Genomic DNA, 23,405 nt, shown 5'->3' with positions numbered 1-23,405 from the left:
AGTACATAAACGTATATTGAGCGACACAGCGGCTGTTCGCGCGTTACGCGAAATAAGCGCGTGTCGTTGGGAGCATGGGCGGCGTGACCCAAATGACCGAACGCAGCCCGATGTTGCCGGCCGAGCGGGCCAGGACCCTCGCCCTGGCCTCCGCCTTCCTGCGGGGTGGAGTCGCCGCCGGGCTGGGTCTCGGCTCGCTGGCCGTGCTGGTGACCGTGCTCTGGATCAGCTCCCCGTACCCGGACAGCGGACCCGGCGGCGCGCTGCGCACGGCGGCCGCGGTCTGGCTGCTCGCGCACGGCGCCGAACTCGTGCGGCCCGACACCCTCAGCGGCGTGCCGGCTCCCGTCGGCGTGGTTCCGCTGCTCCTGGTGGCGGGTCCCGTCTGGCTGGTCCACCGGGCGGCGCGTGATGCGGCGGAGCCGGAGGAGGGGCGGCCGAGGCCCTCGCAGACCGGCGCCTTCTGTGCGGTGACCGCGGGATACCTGCTGGTCGCGGCGGGGGCGGCCGCCTACGCGCGGGGCGGGTCGCTGCGCGTGGTCCCGGACACGCTGGCGTTTCCGGTGGCGCTGGTGGTGGCCGGTGCGGCGGCGGCCGGGGTGTGGACGGCGGCCGGCCGGCCGCTCGGGCCGCTGCCGTCCTGGTCGCCCCTCGTGCTCCAGGAGGCCCTCGCGCGGACCCTCTTCCGCAACCGGGCCGAGGCCGCGTGCCGGGCGGCGGCGGTGGGGGCGGCGGTGCTGTTCGGCGGGGGCGCGCTCCTGGTGGCGGCGGCCCTGGGGCGGAACGCGGCGGCGGCGCAGGAGTCCTTCCTGGCGCTCTCCGGTGACTGGTCGGGGCGGTTCGCGGTGCTCCTGCTCGGCGCGGCGCTGGTGCCGAACGCCGCGCTGTGGGGTGCCGCGTACGGGCTCGGCCCCGGTTTCGCGCTCGGTACGGGGGCCACGGCCACCCCGTTCGGCCTCACCGGGACCCCGGCCGTGCCGGACTTCCCGCTGCTGGCGGCGGTACCGGCCGAGGGCCCGGCCGCCCCGCTGACCTGGGCGGCCCTCGCGGTGCCGGTCGTGGCCGCGCTGGCGGTCGCCTGGTGCACCGTACGCAGGGCGGCCCCCGCCGACGCCCCGCGCGCGCAGGCCTGGAGCCCGCGCGAGACCGTGCTGGTGACCGGGCTGGCCGCGCTGGGGTGCGGAGCCGGTACGGCGCTGTTCACGGCGGTGGCGGGCGGCCCGCTGGGGTCGGGGGCGCTCAGCGCGTTCGGGCCCGTGTGGTGGCTGACGGGGCCGGCGGCGCTGGTGTGGACGGCGGCCGTCGGCGTACCGGCGGCCCTGCTCCTGCGCGTGTGGCGGCTGCGCGAACCGGGCTGGGCCTGGCGCAGGGACCTGCCGGAGGAGAAGGCCGGGGAGGAGGCGGTGGAGCCCGCCGGACGGAAGCCCGGCCCCGCGCCTGAGGCGAAGACGAAGACGAAGACGAAGGAGGAGGCGGAGGAGGAAGCGACCGACCGGCCGCCGCGTCGCTGGTGGGCGCCGTGGCGCAAGAGCGGGCCGGGTGAGGCCGCCGCTCAGGAGAGCCCGGCTCCGACGGCCCCGGCGGGCGGTGCGGCCCCGGCGGGCGGTGCGGCCCCGGCGGGCGGTGCGGCCCCGGCGGGCGGTGCGGCCCCGGACGACGCGGGCTTCGAGCCGTACGACTTCCTGCCGACCGACCCCTGGCACGAGAAAGAGGTGAGGGAGGCCCGGTGGGCCTCCCTCAAGCAGAGCTCGGGCGGACTGATGGCCGACTTCCCCGCCCGTGTCCCGGCCGCCCCGCGCACCGAGGAGCCGTCCGCGGAGGCCGCAGACCGGGAGGACCGGGGTCCTACTCCTTGACGCCGAAGAGCGGTTCCAGCGGCTTCGGCAGCTGGTCGTTGCAGGCCACCGCGCCGGTCTTGGTCAGGGCGTCGTTCACGCAGGTGTAGTAGTCGCGGTAGACGAGCTGCACCGTGTACGTCGTGATCACGATGATCAGGGCCAGCAGGGCGGTCACCAGACCGCTGATCGCCGCCGTGGTCTGGGGGCGGCGGTCGCTGGACTGGGGCGTGGTGGCCACCGGCGGTCCACCCCCGTCACCCGGGGCCGGAGCTTCGGCCCCCGTGAGGGCGCCGACCGTCGTACGGTGCGTCGCGGCCGGGCTCTTGGGCTGGGCGCGCAGCGAGCTGACGGCCCAGTACACGGAGAGCGCGCCCAGCAGCAGGGCGATCTCCGTGAGGTCGAAGAGCGCGAAGAAGACGGACCAGATACCGCCGAGCAGCGCATAGCGGGCGCGCCGCTGGACGGGGTCGGCCGGGTCCCAGCGCATCCCGCCGGGGCCGCCGTCGGGTCCGCCCTTGCCGCCCGGGCCGTTCTGGCCGGAGCGGCCGCCGAAGCCGCCGCCACCCCGGCCGGGCTGCTTGTTGCTCCACTGGCTGCCCCAGGACGGGCGGCCACCGGAATTCCCGTCCCCGTCCCCGTTCTCACCGGATCCGGAACCGGAGGCGGACGAGCCCGAGGGGTGGCGCGGCTGCCACGGCTGGTCGGGCCGGTCGGCGGGTGGCGGGGCGAACGGATTGTCGTCGGCCGGCTTCGCGGGAGCCTCCGGTGACGAGGGGGAACCGGAGGCACCCGAAGAACCGGAGGAACCGGAGGGGCCGGTGGCGGGCGAGGAACCCGAGGAGGAGTCCGGCGAAGAGGACTGGCGTTCCCGCGTCAGCAGAGCGGCCCGCGCGGGCAACGGGAGGCGGAAGGCGGTGCGACGGCGTCGGTCCGGCATGTGGTGAACGTCTTCCCCATCTCGTCATGTCCGTCCGAAGGACGGTTCGTCCGCCCGGTGGACGGTTCGCTGTCCCCTGACGCTACCTCCCGGTCCCGCCCCCGTCCCGTGGGGGCCGCCGGGTGTGCCGGTATCGTTGCTGACGGTCGGCCCGTTCGTAGGGTTCCCCGTATCGGGCGAAGCGATTCTTTCGTACGACCCTACAAAGAGCTTCCCCGCACCTGTGTCACCACGCGAGAAAGGGCCCAGACGTGGCCTCCCCGCCCCCCTCCGCCCCTCCCGCCCGGCTGGTCGTGCTGGTCTCCGGATCCGGTACGAACCTCCAGGCCCTGCTCGACGCCATCGGCGACGACCCGGCGGCGTACGGAGCGCAGATCGTCGCCGTCGGCGCGGACCGCGACGGGACCGGCGGGGCGGAGCGCGCCGCGCGGGCCTCGATCCCCACGTTCGTGTGCAGACTCAAGGACCACGCGACGCGTGCGGAGTGGGACGCGGCGCTCACCGCGGCCGTGGCCGAGCACCGTCCCGACCTCGTCGTCTCCGCCGGTTTCATGAAGATCGTGGGCCCCGCGTTCCTCGCCGCCTTCGGCGGCCGGACCGTCAACACCCACCCCGCCCTGCTGCCCAGCTTCCCCGGCGCCCACGGAGTGCGTGACGCACTCGCGTACGGCGTCAAGGTCACGGGCTGCACCGTCCACTTCGTCGACGACGGCGTCGACACCGGTCCGATCATCGCGCAGGGCGTGGTCGAGGTGACCGAGGAGGACACCCCGGAGGGCGAAGCCGCCCTTCATGAACGCATCAAGGAAGTCGAGCGCACACTGCTCGTCGAGGCCGTGGGGCGGATCGCCCGTGACGGTCATCGCATTGAGGGACGAAAGGTTCATCTCGGTCATGTCGGTGAATAAGCCCATCCGCCGCGCCCTGGTCAGTGTCTACGACAAGACGGGGCTCGAAGACCTCGCCCGCGGTCTGCACGAGGCGGGCGTCGAGCTCGTCTCCACCGGCTCCACCGCCGGGCGGATCGCCGCCGCCGGAGTACCGGTCACCAAGGTCGAGGAGCTCACCGGCTTCCCCGAGTGCCTGGACGGCCGCGTCAAGACGCTGCACCCCCGCGTCCACGCCGGCATCCTCGCCGACCTCCGCCTGGACACCCACCGCGAGCAGCTCGCCGAGCTCGGCGTCGAGCCCTTCGACCTGGTGGTCGTGAACCTCTACCCGTTCAAGGAGACCGTCGCATCCGGCGCCTCCGACGACGAGTGCGTCGAGCAGATCGACATCGGCGGCCCCTCCATGGTCCGCGCCGCCGCCAAGAACCACCCCTCGGTCGCCGTGGTGACCAGCCCCGAGCGGTACGGGGACGTCCTCGCGGCAGTGAAGGCGGGCGGCTTCGACCTCACCGCGCGCAAGCGGCTGGCCGCCGAGGCGTTCCAGCACACCGCCGCCTACGACGTGGCCGTGGCCTCCTGGTTCGTGGACGGCTACGCGCCCGCCGACGACTCGGGCCTCCCGGAGTTCGTGGGCGACGCCCTCACCCGTAAGAACGTCCTGCGCTACGGCGAGAACCCGCACCAGCCCGCCGCCCTCTACACCTCGGGCACCGGCGGTCTGGCCGAGGCGGAGCAGCTGCACGGCAAGGAGATGTCGTACAACAACTACACGGACACCGACGCCGCGCGCCGGGCCGCGTACGACCACGCCGAGCCGTGCGTCGCGATCATCAAGCACGCCAACCCGTGCGGCATCGCGATCGCCGGTGACGTCGCCGAGGCGCACCGCAAGGCCCACGCCTGCGACCCGCTCTCGGCCTTCGGCGGGGTCATCGCCGTCAACCGCCCGGTGACGGTCGAGCTGGCCGAGCAGGTCGCGGAGATCTTCACCGAGGTCATCGTCGCCCCGGCGTACGAGGACGGCGCGGTCGAGGTGCTCGCCCGCAAGAAGAACATCCGCGTGCTGCGCGCCCCCGGCGCCCCGGCCACCACGGTCGAGGTCAAGGCCATCGACGGCGGGGCGCTGCTCCAGGTCACCGACCGCCTCCAGGCCGAGGGCGACGACCCGGCCAACTGGACGCTCGCCACCGGCGACGCGCTCTCCGAGGCGGAGCTGAAGGAGCTGGCCTTCGCCTGGAAGGCGTCCCGCGCGGTCAAGTCCAACGCGATCCTGCTCGCCAAGGACGGCGCCTCGGTCGGCGTCGGCATGGGCCAGGTCAACCGGGTCGACTCCGCGAAGCTCGCCGTCGAGCGGGCGGGCGAGGAGCGCGCGGCCGGTTCGTACGCCGCGTCCGACGCGTTCTTCCCCTTCCCCGACGGCCTGGAGATCCTCACCGCCGCCGGCATCAAGGCGGTCGCCCAGCCCGGCGGCTCCGTCCGCGACGAGCTGGTGATCGAGGCCGCGAAGAAGGCGGGCGTCACCATGTACTTCACCGGGACGCGCCACTTCTTCCACTGACCGGCACCCGTACGACCCGTGGCCGCACCCGGTGAAGGGGTGCGGCCACGGCCGTGTCCGTCGTACGGAATCGCCTCGCCGCTCTGTTCTAATGAACGGCCGTATCCGATGAGCGGCCGTATCCGAAGAACAGCCGGAATCCCTAGCGGGGGCAGTCACCGTGCTTGAGCTGAACAAGAGTGGAACGGACCGGCCGGGACCGGGGCGGCTGCCCGCCCAGGGGTCGGGGCCGGACGCCCGCCCGGCGGGCGACTCCCCGGCCCCGGACGCCGCCGCCACTGCCGAACGCGTGCCCCTGCGCCCGTATGTGATCGTCGCCGCGATCCTCTGCGGGATCTACTTCCTCTACTCCTACCTCCAGTACAGCCGGTTCGGCTCGCCCTCCTGGGACCTCGGGATCTTCGAGCAGGAGGTACGGGCGTACGCGGACCTCAGGGCCCCGGTCGTCGACATCAAGGGCCCCGGCTATCTGATCCTCGGCGACCACTTCTCCCCGATCGTCGCGCTGCTGGCCCCGCTGTACTGGCTCTGGCCCTCGGCCGAGGCCCTGCTCTTCGCCCAGGCCGCGCTCTTCGCGCTCGGCGCGGTCGTCGTCGGCCGCACCACCCAGCAGCTCCTCGGCGGCCGCTCCGGGCTCTGCGTCACCGTCGCGTACGGGCTCTCCTGGGGCATCCAGGAGGCGGTGAAGGCCGACTTCCACGAGATCGCCTTCGCCGTCCCGCTGCTCGCCCTCGTCTGCCGGGCGCTGCTCCTGAAGCGGTGGACGGCCGCGCTCCTCTGGTCGCTGCCGCTGGTCCTGGTCAAGGAGGACCTCGGCGCCACCGTCGCGGTCGTCGGCTTCCTGCTCTTCGTCCACGGGCGCCGCCTCCAGGGCGCGCTGCTCGCCGCGTTCGGGGTGGCCGCCTTCGTGGTCACCCTCATGGTCCTCATCCCGGCGGCCAGCAGCGCGGGCACGTACGACTACTGGCAGAAGATCGACAAGAAGGGCGAGCAGGACGTCTCGATGGCGGACTCCCTCCTCGGCGTCCTGAACTCCTCCGTCAAGATCGAGATGCTGGTCTTCCTGGTCGGCATCACCGCGTTCATGGCGCTGCGTTCGCCGCTGACCCTGCTGATCGTTCCCACGCTCGGCTGGCGTTTGCTGTCGCAGGACAGCAACCACTGGGGCATGGTCTGGCACTACAGCGCGATCCTGATGCCCGTGCTCTTCCTGGCGATGGCCGACGGCGTCCGCCGCAGCCGCGGATCGCACCGCCCCTGGCTCGCCTCGTACGCGAAGGTCGTCGTCCCCGTCTCCGTCGCGATCGCCGTGGCGATGGCCCAGTACCTGCCGCTGCGCGACCTGCTGCGCCCGGACACCTACAGCACCGACGCCCGCACCGAAATGGCCCGTGCGGCGCTGAAGGCCATCCCGGCCGGGGCGCGGGTCGAGACGGACATCACCCTCATGGCCCACCTCACCTCCGACCGGACCGTCTACTGGATCGGGGGCGCCCCGGGCACCGCGCCGGACATCGTCGCCATCAACCTGGACTTCGGCTGGTCACGCCCGATCCAGGACCCGGTGGCGTACGCCGAGCAGCTCCACCCCGAGGCGCGCTACCAGCTCAGGCACCGGGGCGGCAGCTTCGTGGTGATGGAGCGTACGACTCCGGAGCCGGCCGAGATCCCGGGCGTACGGGGGGACTGAGCCCGGCCCCGGGCCCGTACGCGCGAAGGCCGCAACCGGTGGACGGGTGCGGCCTTCGAAGCGAGCGCCGAGCGGCGAGGGTCACTTGGAGCGGATGACCACCGACGAGCAGACCTTGTCCGCGAACGTCTGCTTCTTCTCGTCCCACAGCGGCCACAGCCACCCGATGTAGCAGGCGATGCTGTCCAGGAAGTGGGCCAGGCGGCGCACGAAGGCCATACCGAAGCCCAGCGGGCGGCCGTCGGCCTCGCGCAGCACGCGGATGCCCACGGCCTTCTTGCCGATCGTCTGGCCGGTGGTGCCCTCCTGGTACAGCTGCCAGAGGGAGAGGCCGATCATCAGGAGGACGCCGATCAGGGCGATGAAGCCGCCCGCCGCGTCCCCCATGGCGCCGCCGATGCCGACGAAGAGGAGGTACGGGGCGCCGATGATCAGGCCGTCGATGATCAGCCCGCCCGCCCGCAGACCCCAGTGCGCCAGCTCCGGCATACCGCCGCCGTAGCCGGGCTGCCCCTGCGGGTAGCCGCCGCCGTAGGGCTGGCCGGGCTGCTGCGGATAGCCCGGCGGCTGCTGCGGGTACCCCGGCTGCTGCTGCGGATAGCCGTACCCCTGCTGCGGGACGCCCTGCGGAGCCTGCTGCGGATACCCGTAACCGGGCTGTCCCTGCGGCGGGCCCTGGGGAGGCTGGCCGGGCTGCTGCCCGTACGGGTTGTTGGGGTCGCCGAAGCTCATATGGGGTGTTCCTTCAACAGACGTGTGGGGACGGATGGCCACACGGAGGAAGGACGACGTTCAGCGGCCCGCCCCCCGTACAACCGCGGCCTTCATCGTTATAAGCGCGACCCGCGTTTGTCCAGTCCGGGGCGGAGGACGTTGTGCAAGTGCAATCTCGGCCAGGGGCGGGGCGGAGGCAATTGGTATGCGGGCGGGGTCATCCGCGAGGATGGGTCCATGACTGCCCAGATTCTCGATGGCAAGGCCACCGCTGCCGCGATCAAATCCGATCTGACCGTCCGTGTGGCGGCCCTCAAGGCGCAGGGGATCACTCCCGGCCTCGGAACCCTGCTCGTCGGGGACGACCCGGGCAGCCGCTGGTACGTGAACGGCAAGCACCGCGACTGTGCCGAGGTCGGCATCGGCTCCATCCAGCGCGAACTCCCCGACACCGCCACCCAGGAGGAGATCGAGGAGGTCGTACGGGAGCTCAACGCCGACCCGGAGTGCACGGGGTACATCGTGCAGCTGCCGCTGCCCAAGGGCATCGACACCAACCGGATCCTGGAGCTGATGGACCCGGAGAAGGACGCGGACGGGCTGCACCCGATGAGCCTCGGCCGCCTCGTCCTCAACGAGACCGGCCCGCTGCCCTGCACCCCGCAGGGCGTCGTCCAGCTGCTCCGCGCGCACGGCGTGGAGATCGACGGGGCGCACGTCGTGGTCGTCGGACGCGGTGTCACCATCGGCCGGTCGATCCCGCTGCTGCTGACCCGGAAGTCGGAGAACGCCACGGTGACCCAGTGCCACACCGGCACCCGGGACCTCTCCTCGCACCTGCGGCAGGCCGACATCATCGTCGCCGCCGCCGGGGTGCAGCACCTGATCAAGCCCGAGGACGTCAAGCCGGGCGCGGCCGTGCTCGACGTCGGCGTCAGCCGGGACGAGAACGGCAAGATCGTCGGCGATGTGCACCCGGGGGTCCGCGAGGTGGCGGCCTGGGTCGCCCCGAACCCCGGCGGTGTGGGCCCGATGACCCGCGCCCAGCTGCTGGTCAACGTGGTCGAGGCGGCCGAGCGGACCGCGGCCGAGGCCGCCGACGCGGCTGCCGCGGGCTGACGGCCGGATCCGGAGGGAACGCCATGGGCGCTGGTACGAGTCCGGCCGACCCCGCCTCGGCGGGCCGGGAGGCCGACGGGCCGGATTCCGCCGCGGAGGGCGGCTCCACGGCGACCGGGAACACGGAGCCGGGCGGCGGGCCCGAGGCCGGACGGCCGGGCGGCGGGCCCGAGGCCGGACAGTCGGGGAGTGGGCCCGAGGCCGGAGAGTCGGGCAGCGGTTCCACCTCCGCCGAGCCGGGCGGTGAGGCGGCGGCGCCCCGCAGGTCCCGGCGGTTCCCGCTCTTCACGCGTGACACCGCCCGACCCGAGGGCGGCGGCCGGGCCGCCCCGGGCGACGCGCCCGCTCCGGCCCGGCAGTGGCCTCTGCTCACCGTGCTCTGCACGGCGGGCGCCGGCCTGCTGATCGTGGCCCTGGACCCGTTCGCGGAGGCGTTCCGCATCGGCACCATCCTGATCGGCGCGGCGCTGATCGCCGGAGCGGTGCTGCGCTGGGTGGTGCCGTCGGTGGGCATGCTCGCGGTGCGGTCCCGCTTCACCGACCTGGTGACGTACGGGCTGATGGGCACCCTCATCGTGCTGCTCGCGCTGGTCGCGCAGCCGGAGCCGTGGCTGGACGTCCCGATCCTGGAGAACGCGGTCCGCTTCACGATCCGTTAGAACGGCCAGGCCCTGCCGGTCCGTGGGAACGACAGGCCGTGGGGCCCGGGCGGGCACCCGTCAGGAGGTGCCCGCCCGGGGCGCCCGTCCCCACCCCCGAGGAGGGACGGACGGCACGGTTCGGGGCTTCCGGGGTGCCAGCCCCGGTATGCGGCGGAGTGAGCGGCCTTGCCCCGTCCCGGCTCAAGCGTCATGGACACGGAAGGCCGCCACAAGGTTCCCCTGGGGCCTGTGGCACGGAAGTGACCATTCCGGCACGGTGTGATCGCCGCGCAACGATGGCAGACTGGCACGGCGCAACGGACGAACAGCTGACCGGTCCGGGGGACGCACCGGCCGGCGGGACCGGCCGCAGCGGGGGCACAGGAAGCACGTCCGGGGATGCACCGGGGGATACAAGGGGGGAACGACGCCATGCCTCGTTGGAAGGCACTGCCCGAAGAACTCGACCCGCAGATCAGGGAGTTCGCGAGCCAGCTGCGCAGGCTCGTGGACCGCAGCGGGCTGAACATCAACGCGGTGGCCGACCGCACGGGGTTCAGCAAGACGTCCTGGGAGCGGTACCTCAACGGCCGGCTGCTCCCCCCGCGCCGCGCCGTCGTGGCCCTCGCCGATGTGACGAGCACCCCGCAGCACCACCTCACGACCATGTGGGAGCTGGCCGAGCGGGCCTGGAGCCGGGCCGAGATGCGCCACGACATGACGATCGAGGCCATCCGCATCACCCAGGCGCGCGAGGCGCTCGGCGCGAGCGACCCGGCGGCGGGCGGCAGGGGCGGCGGCCCCGGCCGGGCCGCCGGCGGCCGGCACAGCGCGGCCGGCTCCGCCCCGCGCGGTTCCACCACGGCCGGGCCGGACGGTTACGGGCCCGACGGCTACGGGCCGGACAGCTACGGATCTGACGGCTACGGCGCCGACCGGCCGGGCCCGGACGGCGACCGCCCCGGCGGCCACGGGGCCGACGCCCACGACGCGTACGGCACCGATGCCCACCGCTCCGACGGACGCGCCCCCTTCGTCCCCGCACAGCGCGGCACCGTCCCCCCGGTCCCGCAGCAGCGGCAGGGCGGGCGGCGGGCGGACGCGAAGCGGAGCGGCGGCGCCGAGGGGCGGCCCTCCGGCAGCCGCAGCAAGGCGATCATGCTCGCCGTCGGTGCGGCCGGAGCCCTGGTCGTCATCGTCGGCGCGGTGATGCTCGCGCCCAGCGGCGACGAGCCCGCCAAGGCCACCCCGCCCCCGGCGGCCACCCCCACCCCCGCCCCCTCGACCGAGGCGCCCGCCCCCGAACTGCCCGTCGGCGTCGAGTGCCAGGGTGCCGACTGCGCCGGCCAGAACCCCGACAAGATGGGATGCGGCGGCGACTACGCCCGTACGGTCTCCACCGCCCAGGTCGGCGGTGCCCGGGTCGAGGTCCGGTACAGCGAGGTCTGCTCCGCCGCCTGGGCCCGGCTCACCGAGGCGGCCCTCGGCGACACCGTGACGATCACCGGCGGCGCGGCGGCGGACGACCAGAACGGCGAGGTCGCGGTCACGGAGGCGTACACGCCGATGGTCGCGGTGAAGAAGGCGGCCGACGCGAAGGCCTGCGCGACGCTCACCTCGGGCACGAAGGGGTGCACCACGTAGGGGGTGTCCCGCGTGACGCCAAGCAGGGTGTGTCCCGCGTGCGGTGTGTGACCGGCTGTGTGCGGTGCCACAGGGGGCCGGGCGGCCCGCCCTCTCCGGGTCCGATAGCCTGGCCGCCGGATATCTCTTCACGTCAAGATTGCTCGGGCGCGAAGGGGTCTCCCGCACCAGGGTCCGGCACCAGGGGCCGGGACCCCCACCGCCAGCTGTCTACGGAGACCGCCATGACCCGCACTCCCGTGAATGTCACCGTGACCGGCGCTGCCGGCCAGATCGGCTACGCGCTGCTCTTCCGCATCGCCTCCGGCCACCTGCTCGGCCCGGACGTGCCGGTCATCCTGCGCCTCCTGGAGATCCCGCAGGGCCTCAAGGCCGCCGAGGGCACCGCGATGGAGCTCGACGACTGCGCCTTCCCGCTGCTGCGGGGCATCGAGATCACCGACGACCCGAACGTCGGCTTCGCCGGGGCGAACGTGGCCCTGCTCGTCGGCGCCCGCCCGCGTACCAAGGGCATGGAGCGCGGCGACCTGCTCGCCGCCAACGGCGGCATCTTCAAGCCGCAGGGCAAGGCCATCAACGACAACGCCGCGGACGACATCAAGGTCCTCGTCGTCGGCAACCCGGCCAACACCAACGCGCTCATCGCGCAGGCCGCCGCCCCCGACGTACCGGCCGAGCGCTTCACCGCGATGACCCGCCTGGACCACAACCGCGCGATCTCGCAGCTGGCCGCCAAGACCGGTGCCGCCGTCTCCGACATCAAGAAGCTGACGATCTGGGGCAACCACTCGGCCACCCAGTACCCGGACATCTTCCACGCGGAGATCGCCGGCAAGAACGCCGCCGAGGTCGTCAACGACGAGGTATGGCTGGGCGACACCTTCATCCCGACCGTCGCCAAGCGCGGCGCCGCGATCATCGAGGCCCGTGGCGCGTCCTCGGCCGCCTCGGCCGCCAACGCCGCCATCGACCACGTGTACACCTGGGTCAACGGCACCGCCGAGGGCGACTGGACCTCGATGGGCATCCCGTCGGACGGCTCCTACGGCGTCCCCGAGGGGATCATCTCCTCCTTCCCGGTCACCACGAAGGACGGAAAGTACGAGATCGTCCAGGGTCTGGACATCAACGAGTTCTCCCGTACGCGCATCGACGCGTCGGTCAAGGAGCTCACCGAGGAGCGCGACGCGGTCCGCGAGCTCGGTCTCATCTGATCCGCACCCGCACCACACCGAGCGCCCCCGGCAGCCTCTGCCGCCGGGGGCGCTTCGGCTTTTCCCCGCCCGGTGGCCCCGGATCGATATGGCCGACAATCGACTCCCCGGGCGGTCCCGGCCTCGCTTACATTGGCCCCTTTCGATCTTCGGTTCCCGCCGCCTGCCCGTAAGGCCGGGGAAGGGCCCGACAGACCGTGGCCGGCGCGACGCATCAGGGGAAAGAGGAACCGGTGACCGGGAGTGCCGTGCCGCGGCCGTCGCGGGGCCAGGACGATCTGCTCGGGAAGCCGCCCGTGCACCCCGCCACGAGCGAGGCGAGCAGGCTGCTGTGCGCCGGGGTCCATCTGCACGACGGCTACCGGAACGCGGTCATCGACCAGCTGTACGTCCAGGAGCAGTGCGTCGTCGCCCCGTCGACGGGCTTCGACGCAGCCCGCGTCCTCGCCCACGCCCTGCGCGCCCGCCGCACCGAACTGGCCTGGGCTGCGGGCATCCTGGCGGCCTGGCTGCTCGGCGCCGTCCTCACCGGGGGCGTCATCGGCGCGCTGTTCTTCCCGTGCATCCTGCTGGCCCTCGCGCCCTGGGTGCGGGGGTCCGCCCCCAGCCCCCCGGTCTACCGGCGGGCCGCGGCGTTCCTCATGCGCTGGTACGGGCGGCTCTTCCTGCTCCTCGTCGGGCTCTGGGTGCTGGCCTCGGCCCTCGGCCTGTTCGACGGTGACTCCGACCCGGACGAGTTCTCCGGCTCGTACGGCCCGGGAGCCTCCGGGTCCGACAGCTTCTCCGACACCCCGCCGGACGCCTCCGACCTGGGCTTCGCCCTGATCACCGGCAGCCTCTCCGAAGGGTCCGCCACCGGGGCCGCCTGGGCGGTCCTCTTCTTCCTCGCCGTCATCGGGGGCCTGGTCGGCCTCCAGCACGGCCAGTTCGCCCGGGTGATGACCGACGAGCTGTCCCGGAAGAACTTCCCCGACCTCGCGGCCGACCAGGCCGAGCACGCGGCGGGCGACCGCTTCCGGCGGCTCCAGCAGCGGATCCGGCTGGAGCAGCACGCCCCCGTCATCCTGTACGGCGAGCGGAACCCGTTCTGCGGAATGGGCACGCCCTACGGCACGTGGAACCTCACCGTCGAGCTCCGGCCGAGCGAGGAGGGCCCCACCGAGCCACTCGACAACGCCCGGATCCTGCGCCGGATCGTGCCGCTGCTGGAGGGCCTGCGGGTGCCCTCCTCGCACGGTTCCGCCGAGGGCGCGGCCGCCGTCCGGGACCGGCTGCGCGAGCTGGTGGTCGACGAGTGCGTCTTCCTGCCGGTGGCCGGCCTGCCCCGGCGCGAGAGCGCCCCGTACGGTCCCGGGGCGTTCGAGGAACACCGCGGCCGCGCCGTCGAGGAGGGCGGCGAGGGCCGGCGGCACTTCCTGCGCATCCGGGTCGGCGGCTGGAACGAGGAGGTCGTCGTCACCGTCTTCGTCCGGGTCCACACCCAGGGCGGGATGCTGATGCTGGAGGTGGCCCCGCACGTCCTGATGCCGGTGCACCCGCTGTTCCGCGACGCCGACCGGGCCGCCCACCGGCACCGCAACAACAACTGGTTCGGCAAGGCGGTCTGGGCGCTGACCCGCACCCCGGCCTCGCTGGCGCGCTCCCTCGTCACCCTGGGCCGCGGCGTGGCGAGCGGCTGGAAGCTCCTCACCGCAGGGAACAGCGGTGCGCTGGCCGAGGGGCCCGCGTTCTCCGTCCGGGAGCTGGGCGCCGACGAAGAGGCCTCGCTCTTCCAGGACATGGACATCAACCGGTATCTGAAGAGCATCGAGGACCGGGTGAACGCCGGAGTCCGGCTCGCCCTGCGCGAAGCCGGCTGGGAGACCGACGAGTTCGAGCAGAAGATCGTCAACATCGGTGCGGGCGGCGTGTTCATCGAGTCCGCGAAGGACAGCGCGATCGGCATCGGCGATCACAACGACATCAGGCGCTCCGGCCCGACGGCCCCGGCCGGCCCGGCCGCCCCCGGCGCGAAGAAGGGCCCCGGCAGCGGGAAGGCCCCCGGCGCCACGAAGAGCCCCGGCACCGGGAACGGCCCCGCCGCGCCCCCCGGCCCCCAGCGGAAAGCAGGAGAGAAATGACCCCCGGCCCGGCCTCCGGCCCGACCCCTGGCGACCAGCAGCCGCAACAGTCGCAGCCGCAGCGCACCGTGCACATCGGTTCGGTGACCGGAAGCGCCTTCGCCGTCGGCGACCACAACACCGTCACCCAGCACCAGCACGCCGGACCCGCCGACGAGGCCCAGGCCGAACTGCTGCGGGCCGTGCAGGAACTCCGCGCGGATCTCGCCCGGTTCGTCGCCTCCGACACCACGGAGGTGCTGGACGCCGAACTGGTCTCGGTGGCGGACGAGATCGAGACGGCGGGCGCGGCCGAGCCCGGCCGGCTGGCCCGCCTCCAGCAGGCCCTGACCGCCGCCGGGGCGCTCACCGGAACCCTGGCGTCCGGCGTCGCGGTGGCCGAGGCGCTGCGCGCCCTGCTGGGAGGCTGACCGGTGACCGGGGGCGGTGGGGTGCGCTGGAACGACGAGACCCAGAGCTGGGAGACCGAGCCGCGGCGCGCCTACACCCCGCCGCCGCCCCCGCCGCCCTCGGCCGCCCCGGTGGTGCCGCCCGTGCCGCCGGGGTCCCCGGTCGCGTCGCCGGAGGACACCTCCGCGTCGCCGGTGGTCCCCACGGTGCTGCCGACGGTCCCCGACCCGTACGCGGAGACCGGGCCCTACGTCGTGCAGGGGCCGCCGGGCCCGTACAACAACATCACCGGGACCCACGGGCCGGCGACCGCTTCCCGGACGGTGCGGGAGCGGATCACCCCGCTGACCGCCGGGCTCGCCGTGGCCGTGCTCGCGGCCGGTGCGGCGGCGCTCTGGTTCACGGTCGGCGGCGGTGGTGACGGCGGCCGGGACGACGCCCGGGGCCGGACGGCGAGCGCCCCGGCCGAGGAGGCCACCGACCCGGCCGTCCCGGACGGCGACCCGGGCACCGGCATTCCCGACGGCACCGGGGACGCCGCGTCCGAGACCTCCGGCGCCACCGGCACCGAGTCCCCGGACGCCGGGGATCCGCCGCCCGGATTCGTCACCCGGGACGACGAGGAGGGTTTCCGGATCGCAGTGCCCGAGGAGTGGGGCGAACGCACGCAGAAGACCGGCGGGGTGTTCTACGCGCCTTTCGGCTCCGGCGAACTGCTCCAGGTCTTCCGGGTGTCCGAGCCCGGCATGACCGCCCTGGAGGCGGTGCGCGCGGCCTCGGAGGACCGCAGCGTGAGCCCCGGCTTCGAGGAGGTCCGCATCGGCGCCGTCGACAACCCGCTCGGAGGCGAGGCCGCCGAGCTGGTGTACGCGTACGACAGCGAGGACTCCGGCGGCCGCCGCCAGGTCGCCGAGCGGGTCTTCACCGCGTCGGACGGCCGCCTCTACGCCGTGCTGGTGGCCGCCCCCGACGAGCAGTGGCCGCGCCACGAGGAGATCCTCTCCACCGCCGTGACGCACTTCGACCCGTACGACAGCCCCTTCTGACCGAGCGGCCGGAGCTCTTCCGGCGGAGCGGTCAGTGCTTGAGGTCTCCGGGCGTGTAGTGGCCGGGGACCTGCCGGGTGGCGACCCCGAAGCGGTTCCAGGCGTTGATCACCGTGATCGCGGCGATCAGCTGGGCCAGTTCGGCCCCCTCGAAGTGCTCGGCGGCCCGCGCGTACACCTCGTCCGGGACGAATCCGTCGGTCAGGACGGTGATGGCCTCGGTCAGCTCGATCGCCGCGATCTCCTTCTCCGTGTAGAAGTGCCGCGACTCGTCCCAGGCGCTCAGCTGGATGATCCGCTCGACGCTCTCGCCCGCGGCGATGGCGTCCTTGGAGTGCATGTCCAGGCAGAGCGCGCACCGGTTGAGCTGCGAGGCCCGGACCTTCACCAGCTCCAGCAGCAGCGGGTCGAGTCCCTTCCGGGAGGCGGCGTCGAGCCGGACCATCGCCTTGTAGACCTCGGGGGCCAGCTGGGCCCAGGGCATCCGGGCGGGGTGCTCGGGGGCGTACGGGGCATCGGTGCCGGTGGCTGCGTGGGCGTGGGTGTGGTGTGCGGGTGTCGTCGTCATGGCATTGACGGTACGGGCCCGGTGGCACCCCGGTATGGTCCATTCCCATGACGGATTCCTGGGCCACTTTCGGCGCCGACCTGCATCTGGAGCCGGTCGGTACGGGGGTGCGCAGCGGGCTGATGGAGGCCCTGCGGGAGGCGGTGCGCAGCGGGCGGCTGACCCCCGGCACCCGGCTGCCGTCCTCCCGGGCGCTCGCCGCCGACCTGGGCGTCGCCCGCAACACGGTCGCCGACGCCTACGCCGAACTGGTCGCCGAGGGCTGGCTCACCGCCCGGCAGGGCTCGGGGACCCGGGTCGCGCAGCGGTCCGCGCCGCGCCGGGCGGCCCCGGTGGCGGCCCGCACCCGGCCGGCCCGCCCGCGCACCGGCCACAGCCTGAAGCCGGGCTCCCCGGACGTGTCGTCCTTCCCGCGCACCGCCTGGCTCCGGGCCGCCCGCAAGGCGCTCACCGCGGCGCCCGACGAGGCGTTCGACTACGGCGACCCGCGCGGGCGCGTCGAGCTGCGCACGGTGCTGGCTGAGTATCTGGCCCGGTCGCGCGGGGTCCACGCCGACCCGGAACGCATTGTGATCTGTTCCGGCTTCGTCCATGGGCTGATGCTGCTGGGCACGGTCCTGCGCCGCCGCCGGGTGCGGGACCTCGCCGTCGAGTCGTACGGTCTCGACCTGCACCGCGACCTCCTCATCGGCACCGGGCTGAACACGCCCCGGCTTGAGCTGGACCACCTCGGCTCGCGGACCGGGGAGCTGGCCGCGATGCGCGGTACGGGGGCGGTCCTGCTGACTCCGGCGCACCAGTTCCCCACCGGCGTACCCCTCCATCCGGACCGGCGGGCCGCCGCCGTCGACTGGGCCCGCTCCACCGGGGGCCTGATCCTGGAGGACGACTACGACGGCGAGTTCCGCTACGACCGCCAACCCGTGGGCGCCCTCCAGGGCCTGGACCCCGAACGGGTGGTCTACCTCGGCACCGCCTCCAAGTCGCTCGCCCCAGGCCTGCGCCTGGGATGGATGGTGCTGCCCCGGGGGCTGGTGGGGGAGGTCGTGGCGGCGAAGGGCGCGTCCGACTGGATGTCCGGCGCCTTCGACCAGCTGACGCTCGCGGAGTTCATCGCCTCGGGGGCGTACGACCGGCATGTGCGCTCCATGCGGCTGCGCTACCGGCGCCGCCGCGACCAGCTGGTGGCGGCGCTCGCCGAACGCGCGCCGGGCATCGAGGTCAGCGGTATCGCGGCCGGGCTGCACGCGGTCCTCGAACTCCCGCCGGGCACCGAGCGTTCGGTGGTCCAGGCGGCGGCCTTCCAGGGCCTGCGGCTGGACGGTCTCGCCACCTACCGGCACCCCGACGCCCCGGTCGGCCGCGACGCGCTGGTGATCGGCTACGGCTCCCCGTCGGAGAGCGCGTGGGCGGGTGCGCTGGACGCGTTGTGCCGGGTGCTGCCGTAACAGGGGTCAAGGGTGAGCCGGCTCCGGCGCCTCGCCGAAGCGGACCAGGGCCAGGGACCCCGCCACCGCCACCGCGAAACCGGTCACGGCCAGCCACCCCAGCCCCGGCCGGGTCCCGTCGCCCAGCCACACCACCCCCACCAGCGCCGGGCCGACCGTCTCGCCGAGCACCATCCCGGCCGTCGCCGTGGTCACCGACCCCTTCTGCAGCGCCGAGGTCAGCAGCAGGAACGCCGCCGCCCCGCCCAGCAGCAGCCCGTACACCGCCGGGTTCCGCACCAGCGCCCCCGGCGACACACCGTCGACCAGCCGCACCGCCACCTCCACCACCCCGAAGCCGAACCCGGCCCCCAGGCCCAGCGCCCGCCCCCGCGTCGGCAGCCGCCCGCCCACCGCGCCGAGCACCAGCACCCCCAGCGCGGCGGCGATCGTCGCCCACGGCAGCCACTCCGGACCCGGCCGGTCGCCCTCCGCACCCGAGGCGAGCCCCAGCATCCCGAGCCCCGCGCAGACCACCGCCACCGCCGCCCACTCCGTGGAGCTCAGCCGGACCGCCAGCAGCCGGGCGGCCACCACCGCCGTGACCGCGAGGGACGCGGCGAGCGCCGCACCCCCCGGAGCAGCAGCGCGGGGTCCACGCCCGCCCCCGAATCGGGCCTGGTGGCGGCCCGCGCGGCGATCGCCTGGAGGACGGAGGCCGTCCCGTAGCAGAGGGCGGCACCGAGCGCACAGATCATCCCGAGAAGCACAAAAGGAATGTACCGGGCGGCGGTTCACCTCACGGGTTCCGGTCCGGCCGACCGTCGAACTAGTCTGACAAGAGGTCCGGTGATGAACGGGGTACCGGGCCGGATCACGTACCACGGGGGAGAACCGGACATGGCCAAGCGGAGGTTGAGGTCGAGCACGGTCGTGCTCGGCGGAATGGGGCTGCTCGCCCTGACGATCACATCCTGCGGATCGGAACCCGACCGGCGTTGCGCCGACCGGACCACCCAGAGGACCCTGCCGAGCTCCGAGTGCCGCAGCGGCGGCAGCGGTTCGTACTACTACGGCGGCGGCAAGAGCGGCGACGGCAAGGTACAGGGCGGCAGCTTCGACAAGTCGGCGGTCGACCGGGGCGGCTTCGGCTGCACCAAGTCCGGCGGAGGCTGAGCCCGGTGGAGCGCCGCACCATCGCGCCGCGCCCCGGCTGGCAGGAGACCGTCGAGTCCCAGGGGCTCGTCTACCCGCTCACCCGCTACCCGGACGGGTCGCTGCGCCCCTACTGGGACGAGAGCGCCTACTACGTCTTCTCGCTGCCCGAGGTCGAGGCGCTGGAGGAGACCGTCGAGGAGCTGCACACGATGTGCCTGGCCGCCGCCGCGCACATCGTCGAGCACGACCGCTTCGCCGACCTCTCCATCACCGATCCGCGCCTGGTTTCCCTGGTCGCCGAGTCCTGGCGGCGCCGTGACGAACTGCCTTCCTTGTACGGGCGGTTCGACCTGCGGTACGACGGGAGCGGCCCGGCGAAGATGCTGGAGTACAACGCCGACACCCCGACCTCCCTGGTGGAGGCCGCCAGTCCGCAGTGGTTCTGGATGGAGGAGCGGTTCCCCGGCGCCGACCAGTGGAACTCCCTGCACGAGCGGCTGGTCGACGCCTGGAAGCGGCAGGCGTCCCTCCTGCCGCCGGGTCCGCTGCACTTCGTCCATTCGGAGGGCGACGAGGCCGGCGAGGACCTGATGACGGTCGCGTATCTGCGCGAGACCGCCGCCCAGGCCGGGCTGGAGACCGAGGCGCTATCGGTGGAGGAGATCGGCTGGGACCGGCTGAGCGGGCGGTTCGTCGACGACCGGTTCCGCTTCATCCGCAGCTGCTTCAAGCTCTACCCGTGGGAGTGGCTGACCACGGACCGCTTCGGGCCGCAGGTGCTGGACACCCTCGACAACGGCGGCGGCTCCGGCACCACCTGCTGGATCGAGCCCGCCTGGAAGATGCTGCTCTCCAACAAGGCGCTCCTGGCGGTCCTGTGGGAGCTGTACCCGGGCCACCCGAACCTGCTCCCCTCCTATCTCGACGGACCCCGCGAGCTGGCCGGACCCGGCGGTGCGGGGTACGTCTCCAAGCCGCTGCTCGGCCGCGAGGGCGCCGGGGTCGACCTGCACGGGCCCGGCTCCCCGGCGGTCCCGCGCGACGAGCCGTGCTGCTACCAGGAGCTGGCACCGCTGCCCGACCTCGACGGCAACCGGGTGGTGCTCGGGGCCTGGGTCGTCGAGGACGAGGCGGCCGGGCTCGGCATCCGGGAATCGGCGGGGCCGGTCACGGACGAGTACGCCCGCTTCCTGCCCCACGTCATCCTCTGACCTCTTTTTGAAGGGCTCAGGCGCTGAGCACCGCCCGCAGCCGGTCGAGCCCCCAGTCCAGGTCCTCCTTGCTGATCACCAGCGGCGGCGCGATCCGGATCGTCGAGCCGTGGGTGTCCTTCACCAGCACCCGCTCCTCCATCAGCCGCTCGGAGATCTCCCGGCCGGTGCCCAGGGCGGGCGCGATGTCGACGCCCGCCCACAGCCCCCGGCCGCGTACCGCCTCCACCGCGCCGCCCCCGGTCAGCAGCCCCAGCTCCCGGTGCAGGTGGTCGCCCAGCTCGGCGGCGCGCTCCTGGTACTCGCCGGTCCGCAGCATCGCGATCACCTCCAGCGCCACCGCACACGCCAGCGGGTTCCCGCCGAAGGTGGAGCCGTGCTCGCCCGGCCTGAACACGCCGAGGATGTCCGCCGATGAGACGACGGCCGACACCGGCACCACCCCGCCGCCGAGCGCCTTGCCCAGCACGTACATGTCCGGAACCACGCCCTCGTGCTCGCACGCGAACGTCTTCCCGGTACGCCCAAGACCCGACTGGATCTCGTCCGCGATGAAGAGCACGTTCCGCTCCCGGGTCAGCTCCCGCACCCCGGGCAGATAGCCGGCCGGCGGCACCAGAACCCCGGCCTCGCCCTGGATCGGCTCGATCAGCACCGCCACGGTGTTCTCCGTCATCGCCTCCCGGAGCGCGGTGAGATCCCCGTACGGCACGATCTCGAACCCCGGGGTGTACGGGCCGTAGTCGGCCCGCGCCTCCGGGTCCGTGGAGAAGCTGATGATCGTCGTCGTGCGGCCGTGGAAGTTGTCCGAGGCCACGATGATCTTCGCCATCCCGTCCGGGACGCCCTTGACCCGGTAGCCCCACTTACGGGCGGTCTTCACCGCCGTCTCCACGGCCTCCGCCCCGGTGTTCATGGGCAGCACCATCTCCATGGAACAGAGCTCGGCCAGCCGCGTACAGAAATCGGCGAACCGGTCGTGGTGGAAGGCCCGGGAGGTCAGCGTCACCCGCTCCAGCTGGGCCTTGGCCGCGTCGATCAGACGGCGGTTGCCGTGGCCGAAGTTGAGCGCCGAGTACCCGGCGAGCAGATCGAGGTAGCGGCGCCCTTCGACATCGGTCATCCAGGCGCCCTCCGCCGAGGCCACGACGACCGGCAACGGGTGGTAGTTGTGCGCGCTGTGCGCCTCGGCGGAGGCGATGGCGGTTTCCGTGGCGGACACGGGATCTCCGTTCGTCGTGCGGCGTGGGCGGGGGTGGTGCCCACTTTGTATCGTCGGTCGCATCCGGCGCGGGGAAACCTTCACTTTCCGGCGCGCCCGCCCGCGCGTGCTCCGGCGGCCGGAATGTGTGTTTCGTCTCAGGCGCGCGCTCCCGGGGCGTTCCCGGGCCCCGCACCCGAGTGGGTGCGCCCCCGCTGCGCCCCGCACCGGCTGCCGGAGATCGCCCCCGCACCTGAGACAATGGGTCCATGGCCTCTGATCGCCCCGCGCTCTCCACCGACCAGCCGCAGACGGGCCGCACCGGCGTGCCCGCCCGTCCGCGTGTGCTCTCCGGGATCCAGCCCACCGCAGGCTCGTTCCACCTCGGCAACTACCTGGGCGCGGTGCGCCAGTGGGTGGCGCTGCAGGAGACCCACGACGCCTTCTACATGGTCGTGGACCTGCACGCGATCACGGTGCCGCAGGACCCCGCCGAGCTGCGGGCCAACACCCGGCTCGCCGTGGCGCAGCTGCTCGCGGCCGGCCTGGACCCGGAGCGGTGCACGCTCTTCGTCCAGAGCCATGTGCCCGAGCACGCCCAGCTCGGCTGGGTGATGAACTGCCTCACCGGCTTCGGCGAGGCCTCCCGGATGACGCAGTTCAAGGACAAGTCCGCCAAGCAGGGCGCCGACCGCGCCACCGTCGGCCTCTTCACCTACCCCGTCCTCCAGGTCGCCGACATCCTGCTCTACCAGGCCGACCAGGTCCCGGTCGGCGGCGACCAGCGCCAGCACATCGAGCTGACCCGCGACCTCGCGGAGCGGTTCAACGGCCGGTTCGGGCAGACGTTCACCATCCCGGCGCCGTACATCCTCAAGGAGACGGCGAAGATCCTCGACCTCCAGGACCCGGCGGTCAAGATGAGCAAGTCGGCCTCCACGCCGAAGGGGCTCATCAACCTCCTCGACGACCCGAAGGCCACGGCGAAGAAGGTGAAGAGCGCGGTCACCGACACCGACACGGTGATCCGCTACGACGAGGAGAAGAAGCCGGGCGTCAGCAACCTGCTCACGATCCTCTCCACCCTCTCCGGCAGCTCCGTCGAGGACCTGGAACGGAAGTACGAGGGCAAGGGCTACGGTGCGCTGAAGACCGACCTGGCCGAGGCCATGGTGGAATTCGTCACCCCCTTCCAGCTCCGCACCCAGGAATATCTGGACGACCCGGAGACGCTGGACTCCATCCTGGCCAAGGGAGCGGAGAAGGCCAGGGCCGTCGCCGCCGAGACCCTGGCGCAGACGTACGACCGGATGGGCCTCCTGCCCGCGAAGCACTGAGTCCAAGGACTCTGGCGAGATCACGGCCGAAGGGGCCACACTTGCGGCGGCAGGTCGCGGCGCAAGGCCGGAAACCGACCATCGACGATTGAGGAGAACGACGTGGGGACCGTAACGCTCGGCGTTTCGATCGCGGTCCCGGAGCCCTACGGCAGCCTGCTCCAGGAGCGGCGCGCGAGCTTCGGGGATCCCGCCGCGTACGGCATTCCCACCCACGTCACCCTCATGCCGCCGACCGAGGCGGATGCGGCCGACCTGTCGGCGATCGAGGCGCACCTCGACAGGATCGCCACGGCCGGCCGCCCCTTCCCGATGCGGCTCTCCGGGACCGGCACGTTCAGGCCGCTCTCCCCGGTGGTCTTCGTCCAGGTCGTCGAGGGCGCCTCGGCCTGCTCCTGGCTGCAGAAGCGGGTCAGGGACGCCTCCGGGCCGCTGGTGCGCGAGCTGCAGTTCCCGTACCACCCGCACGTCACCGTGGCGCACGGCATCTCCGAAGAGGCGATGGACCGGGCGTACGCGGAGCTCGCCGACTACGAGGCGGCCTGGACCTGCGGCTCCTTCGCCCTGTACGAACAGGGCGCGGACGCCGTCTGGCGCAAGATCAAGGACTTCCCGTTCGGCGCCGGGGGCGGCACGCCCGCCGTCCCGGCCCAGGGCGGCTACTCGATCGACGCGCCTTCACTGCGGCCCTGAAACCCCCGC

Annotated in this window: 20 protein-coding genes and 1 pseudogene; 16 read left to right on the top strand and 5 right to left on the bottom strand. The window is 73.2% G+C overall.

Going from position 1 to position 23,405, the window contains the following annotated elements; all coding sequences use genetic code 11:
* The first annotated feature begins 92 nt into the window (after nucleotides 1-92).
* On the top strand, nucleotides 93-1,856 hold the full coding sequence (locus ACK8N7_RS13050; RefSeq protein ID WP_500445740.1) for a cell division protein PerM: 1,764 nt from the start codon (nucleotides 93-95) through the stop codon (nucleotides 1,854-1,856).
* Here ACK8N7_RS13050 and ACK8N7_RS13045 read toward each other — a convergent pair.
* Complete coding sequence (locus ACK8N7_RS13045) at nucleotides 1,846-2,775, bottom strand: hypothetical protein (protein WP_500442375.1); 930 nt, start codon at nucleotides 2,773-2,775, stop codon at nucleotides 1,846-1,848. The genes ACK8N7_RS13050 and ACK8N7_RS13045 overlap by 11 nt on opposite strands.
* Nucleotides 2,776-3,026: 251 nt before the next feature.
* Between ACK8N7_RS13045 and purN the strand changes: the two genes are divergently transcribed.
* The 3 genes from purN (at nucleotide 3,027) to ACK8N7_RS13030 (ending at nucleotide 6,913) form a co-directional block, all read left to right on the top strand.
* On the top strand, nucleotides 3,027-3,683 hold the full coding sequence (gene purN / locus ACK8N7_RS13040) for a phosphoribosylglycinamide formyltransferase (RefSeq protein WP_403216222.1): 657 nt from the start codon (nucleotides 3,027-3,029) through the stop codon (nucleotides 3,681-3,683).
* On the top strand, nucleotides 3,670-5,223 hold the full coding sequence (gene purH / locus ACK8N7_RS13035) for a bifunctional phosphoribosylaminoimidazolecarboxamide formyltransferase/IMP cyclohydrolase (RefSeq protein ID WP_403216223.1): 1,554 nt from the start codon (nucleotides 3,670-3,672) through the stop codon (nucleotides 5,221-5,223). Before purN ends, purH begins: the two co-directional genes overlap by 14 nt.
* A gap of 160 nt (nucleotides 5,224-5,383) precedes the next feature.
* On the top strand, nucleotides 5,384-6,913 hold the full coding sequence (locus tag ACK8N7_RS13030; RefSeq protein WP_403216225.1) for a DUF2079 domain-containing protein: 1,530 nt from the start codon (nucleotides 5,384-5,386) through the stop codon (nucleotides 6,911-6,913).
* Between the two features lie 81 nt (nucleotides 6,914-6,994).
* On the opposite strand, the gene ACK8N7_RS13025 is transcribed toward ACK8N7_RS13030, so the two are convergent.
* Nucleotides 6,995-7,645 (bottom strand): RDD family protein, encoded by a 651-nt coding sequence (locus ACK8N7_RS13025; protein WP_403216226.1) that lies wholly within the window; start codon nucleotides 7,643-7,645, stop codon nucleotides 6,995-6,997.
* 219 nt (nucleotides 7,646-7,864) lie between these two features.
* On the opposite strand from ACK8N7_RS13025, the gene ACK8N7_RS13020 reads away from it, so the two are divergent.
* From ACK8N7_RS13020 to ACK8N7_RS12990, 7 genes are all read left to right on the top strand, one after another.
* A complete protein-coding gene (locus ACK8N7_RS13020) occupies nucleotides 7,865-8,746 on the top strand; it encodes a bifunctional methylenetetrahydrofolate dehydrogenase/methenyltetrahydrofolate cyclohydrolase (protein WP_031127370.1) in 882 nt (293 codons plus the stop codon).
* Nucleotides 8,747-8,769: 23 nt separating this feature from the next.
* Nucleotides 8,770-9,405 (top strand): DUF3017 domain-containing protein, encoded by a 636-nt coding sequence (locus tag ACK8N7_RS13015; protein ID WP_403216228.1) that lies wholly within the window; start codon nucleotides 8,770-8,772, stop codon nucleotides 9,403-9,405.
* Nucleotides 9,406-9,819: 414 nt separating this feature from the next.
* A complete protein-coding gene (locus ACK8N7_RS13010) occupies nucleotides 9,820-11,031 on the top strand; it encodes a helix-turn-helix domain-containing protein (RefSeq protein WP_403216230.1) in 1,212 nt (403 codons plus the stop codon).
* 224 nt (nucleotides 11,032-11,255) lie between these two features.
* A complete protein-coding gene (locus ACK8N7_RS13005; protein ID WP_500442371.1) occupies nucleotides 11,256-12,245 on the top strand; it encodes a malate dehydrogenase in 990 nt (329 codons plus the stop codon).
* 233 nt (nucleotides 12,246-12,478) lie between these two features.
* Entirely contained in the window at nucleotides 12,479-14,365 is a 1,887-nt protein-coding gene (locus ACK8N7_RS13000) for an AbeC-like domain-containing protein (RefSeq protein ID WP_500442369.1), read from the top strand.
* A complete protein-coding gene (locus ACK8N7_RS12995; RefSeq protein ID WP_403216234.1) occupies nucleotides 14,362-14,775 on the top strand; it encodes a hypothetical protein in 414 nt (137 codons plus the stop codon). The genes ACK8N7_RS13000 and ACK8N7_RS12995 overlap by 4 nt, the downstream gene beginning before the upstream one ends.
* A gap of 3 nt (nucleotides 14,776-14,778) precedes the next feature.
* Nucleotides 14,779-15,801, top strand: a complete 1,023-nt coding sequence (locus ACK8N7_RS12990) for a serine/threonine kinase C-terminal domain-containing protein (protein ID WP_500442367.1) — start codon at nucleotides 14,779-14,781, stop codon at nucleotides 15,799-15,801.
* A gap of 31 nt (nucleotides 15,802-15,832) precedes the next feature.
* On the opposite strand, the gene ACK8N7_RS12985 is transcribed toward ACK8N7_RS12990, so the two are convergent.
* A complete protein-coding gene (locus ACK8N7_RS12985; protein ID WP_403216238.1) occupies nucleotides 15,833-16,369 on the bottom strand; it encodes a carboxymuconolactone decarboxylase family protein in 537 nt (178 codons plus the stop codon).
* Between the two features lie 47 nt (nucleotides 16,370-16,416).
* Between ACK8N7_RS12985 and pdxR the strand changes: the two genes are divergently transcribed.
* On the top strand, nucleotides 16,417-17,817 hold the full coding sequence (gene pdxR, locus ACK8N7_RS12980; RefSeq protein WP_500442365.1) for a MocR-like pyridoxine biosynthesis transcription factor PdxR: 1,401 nt from the start codon (nucleotides 16,417-16,419) through the stop codon (nucleotides 17,815-17,817).
* 6 nt (nucleotides 17,818-17,823) lie between these two features.
* Here the strand turns inward: pdxR and ACK8N7_RS12975 are convergent.
* A pseudogene (locus ACK8N7_RS12975) lies at nucleotides 17,824-18,554 on the bottom strand (DMT family protein).
* A gap of 142 nt (nucleotides 18,555-18,696) precedes the next feature.
* Here ACK8N7_RS12975 and ACK8N7_RS12970 point away from each other — a divergent pair.
* Entirely contained in the window at nucleotides 18,697-18,972 is a 276-nt protein-coding gene (locus ACK8N7_RS12970; RefSeq protein ID WP_032756527.1) for a hypothetical protein, read from the top strand.
* 5 nt (nucleotides 18,973-18,977) lie between these two features.
* Nucleotides 18,978-20,165: a glutathionylspermidine synthase family protein gene (locus tag ACK8N7_RS12965; RefSeq protein WP_500442363.1), complete on the top strand. Its 1,188-nt coding sequence runs from the start codon at nucleotides 18,978-18,980 to the stop codon at nucleotides 20,163-20,165.
* Nucleotides 20,166-20,181: 16 nt separating this feature from the next.
* Here ACK8N7_RS12965 and rocD read toward each other — a convergent pair whose 3' ends face one another.
* The gene (gene rocD, locus ACK8N7_RS12960) at nucleotides 20,182-21,387 is read right to left on the bottom strand and encodes an ornithine--oxo-acid transaminase (protein ID WP_403216244.1); all 1,206 of its coding nucleotides are present in this window, start codon (nucleotides 21,385-21,387) and stop codon (nucleotides 20,182-20,184) included.
* A gap of 323 nt (nucleotides 21,388-21,710) precedes the next feature.
* Here rocD and trpS point away from each other — a divergent pair, with 323 nt between their 5' ends.
* Both trpS and ACK8N7_RS12950 read left to right on the top strand, forming a co-directional pair.
* Nucleotides 21,711-22,703, top strand: coding sequence for a tryptophan--tRNA ligase (trpS, locus tag ACK8N7_RS12955; protein ID WP_403216367.1), 993 nt, complete (start codon nucleotides 21,711-21,713; stop codon nucleotides 22,701-22,703).
* Between the two features lie 102 nt (nucleotides 22,704-22,805).
* Nucleotides 22,806-23,396, top strand: coding sequence for a 2'-5' RNA ligase family protein (locus tag ACK8N7_RS12950; protein WP_391225857.1), 591 nt, complete (start codon nucleotides 22,806-22,808; stop codon nucleotides 23,394-23,396).
* Nucleotides 23,397-23,405: the final 9 nt, after the last annotated feature.

It is taken from the genome of Streptomyces griseobrunneus (assembly GCF_046713465.1).
Classification (GTDB): domain Bacteria; phylum Actinomycetota; class Actinomycetes; order Streptomycetales; family Streptomycetaceae; genus Streptomyces; species Streptomyces microflavus.
Note: the sequence above shows the minus strand (reverse complement) of the source record. Positions and strands in the feature narration are given on the sequence as shown.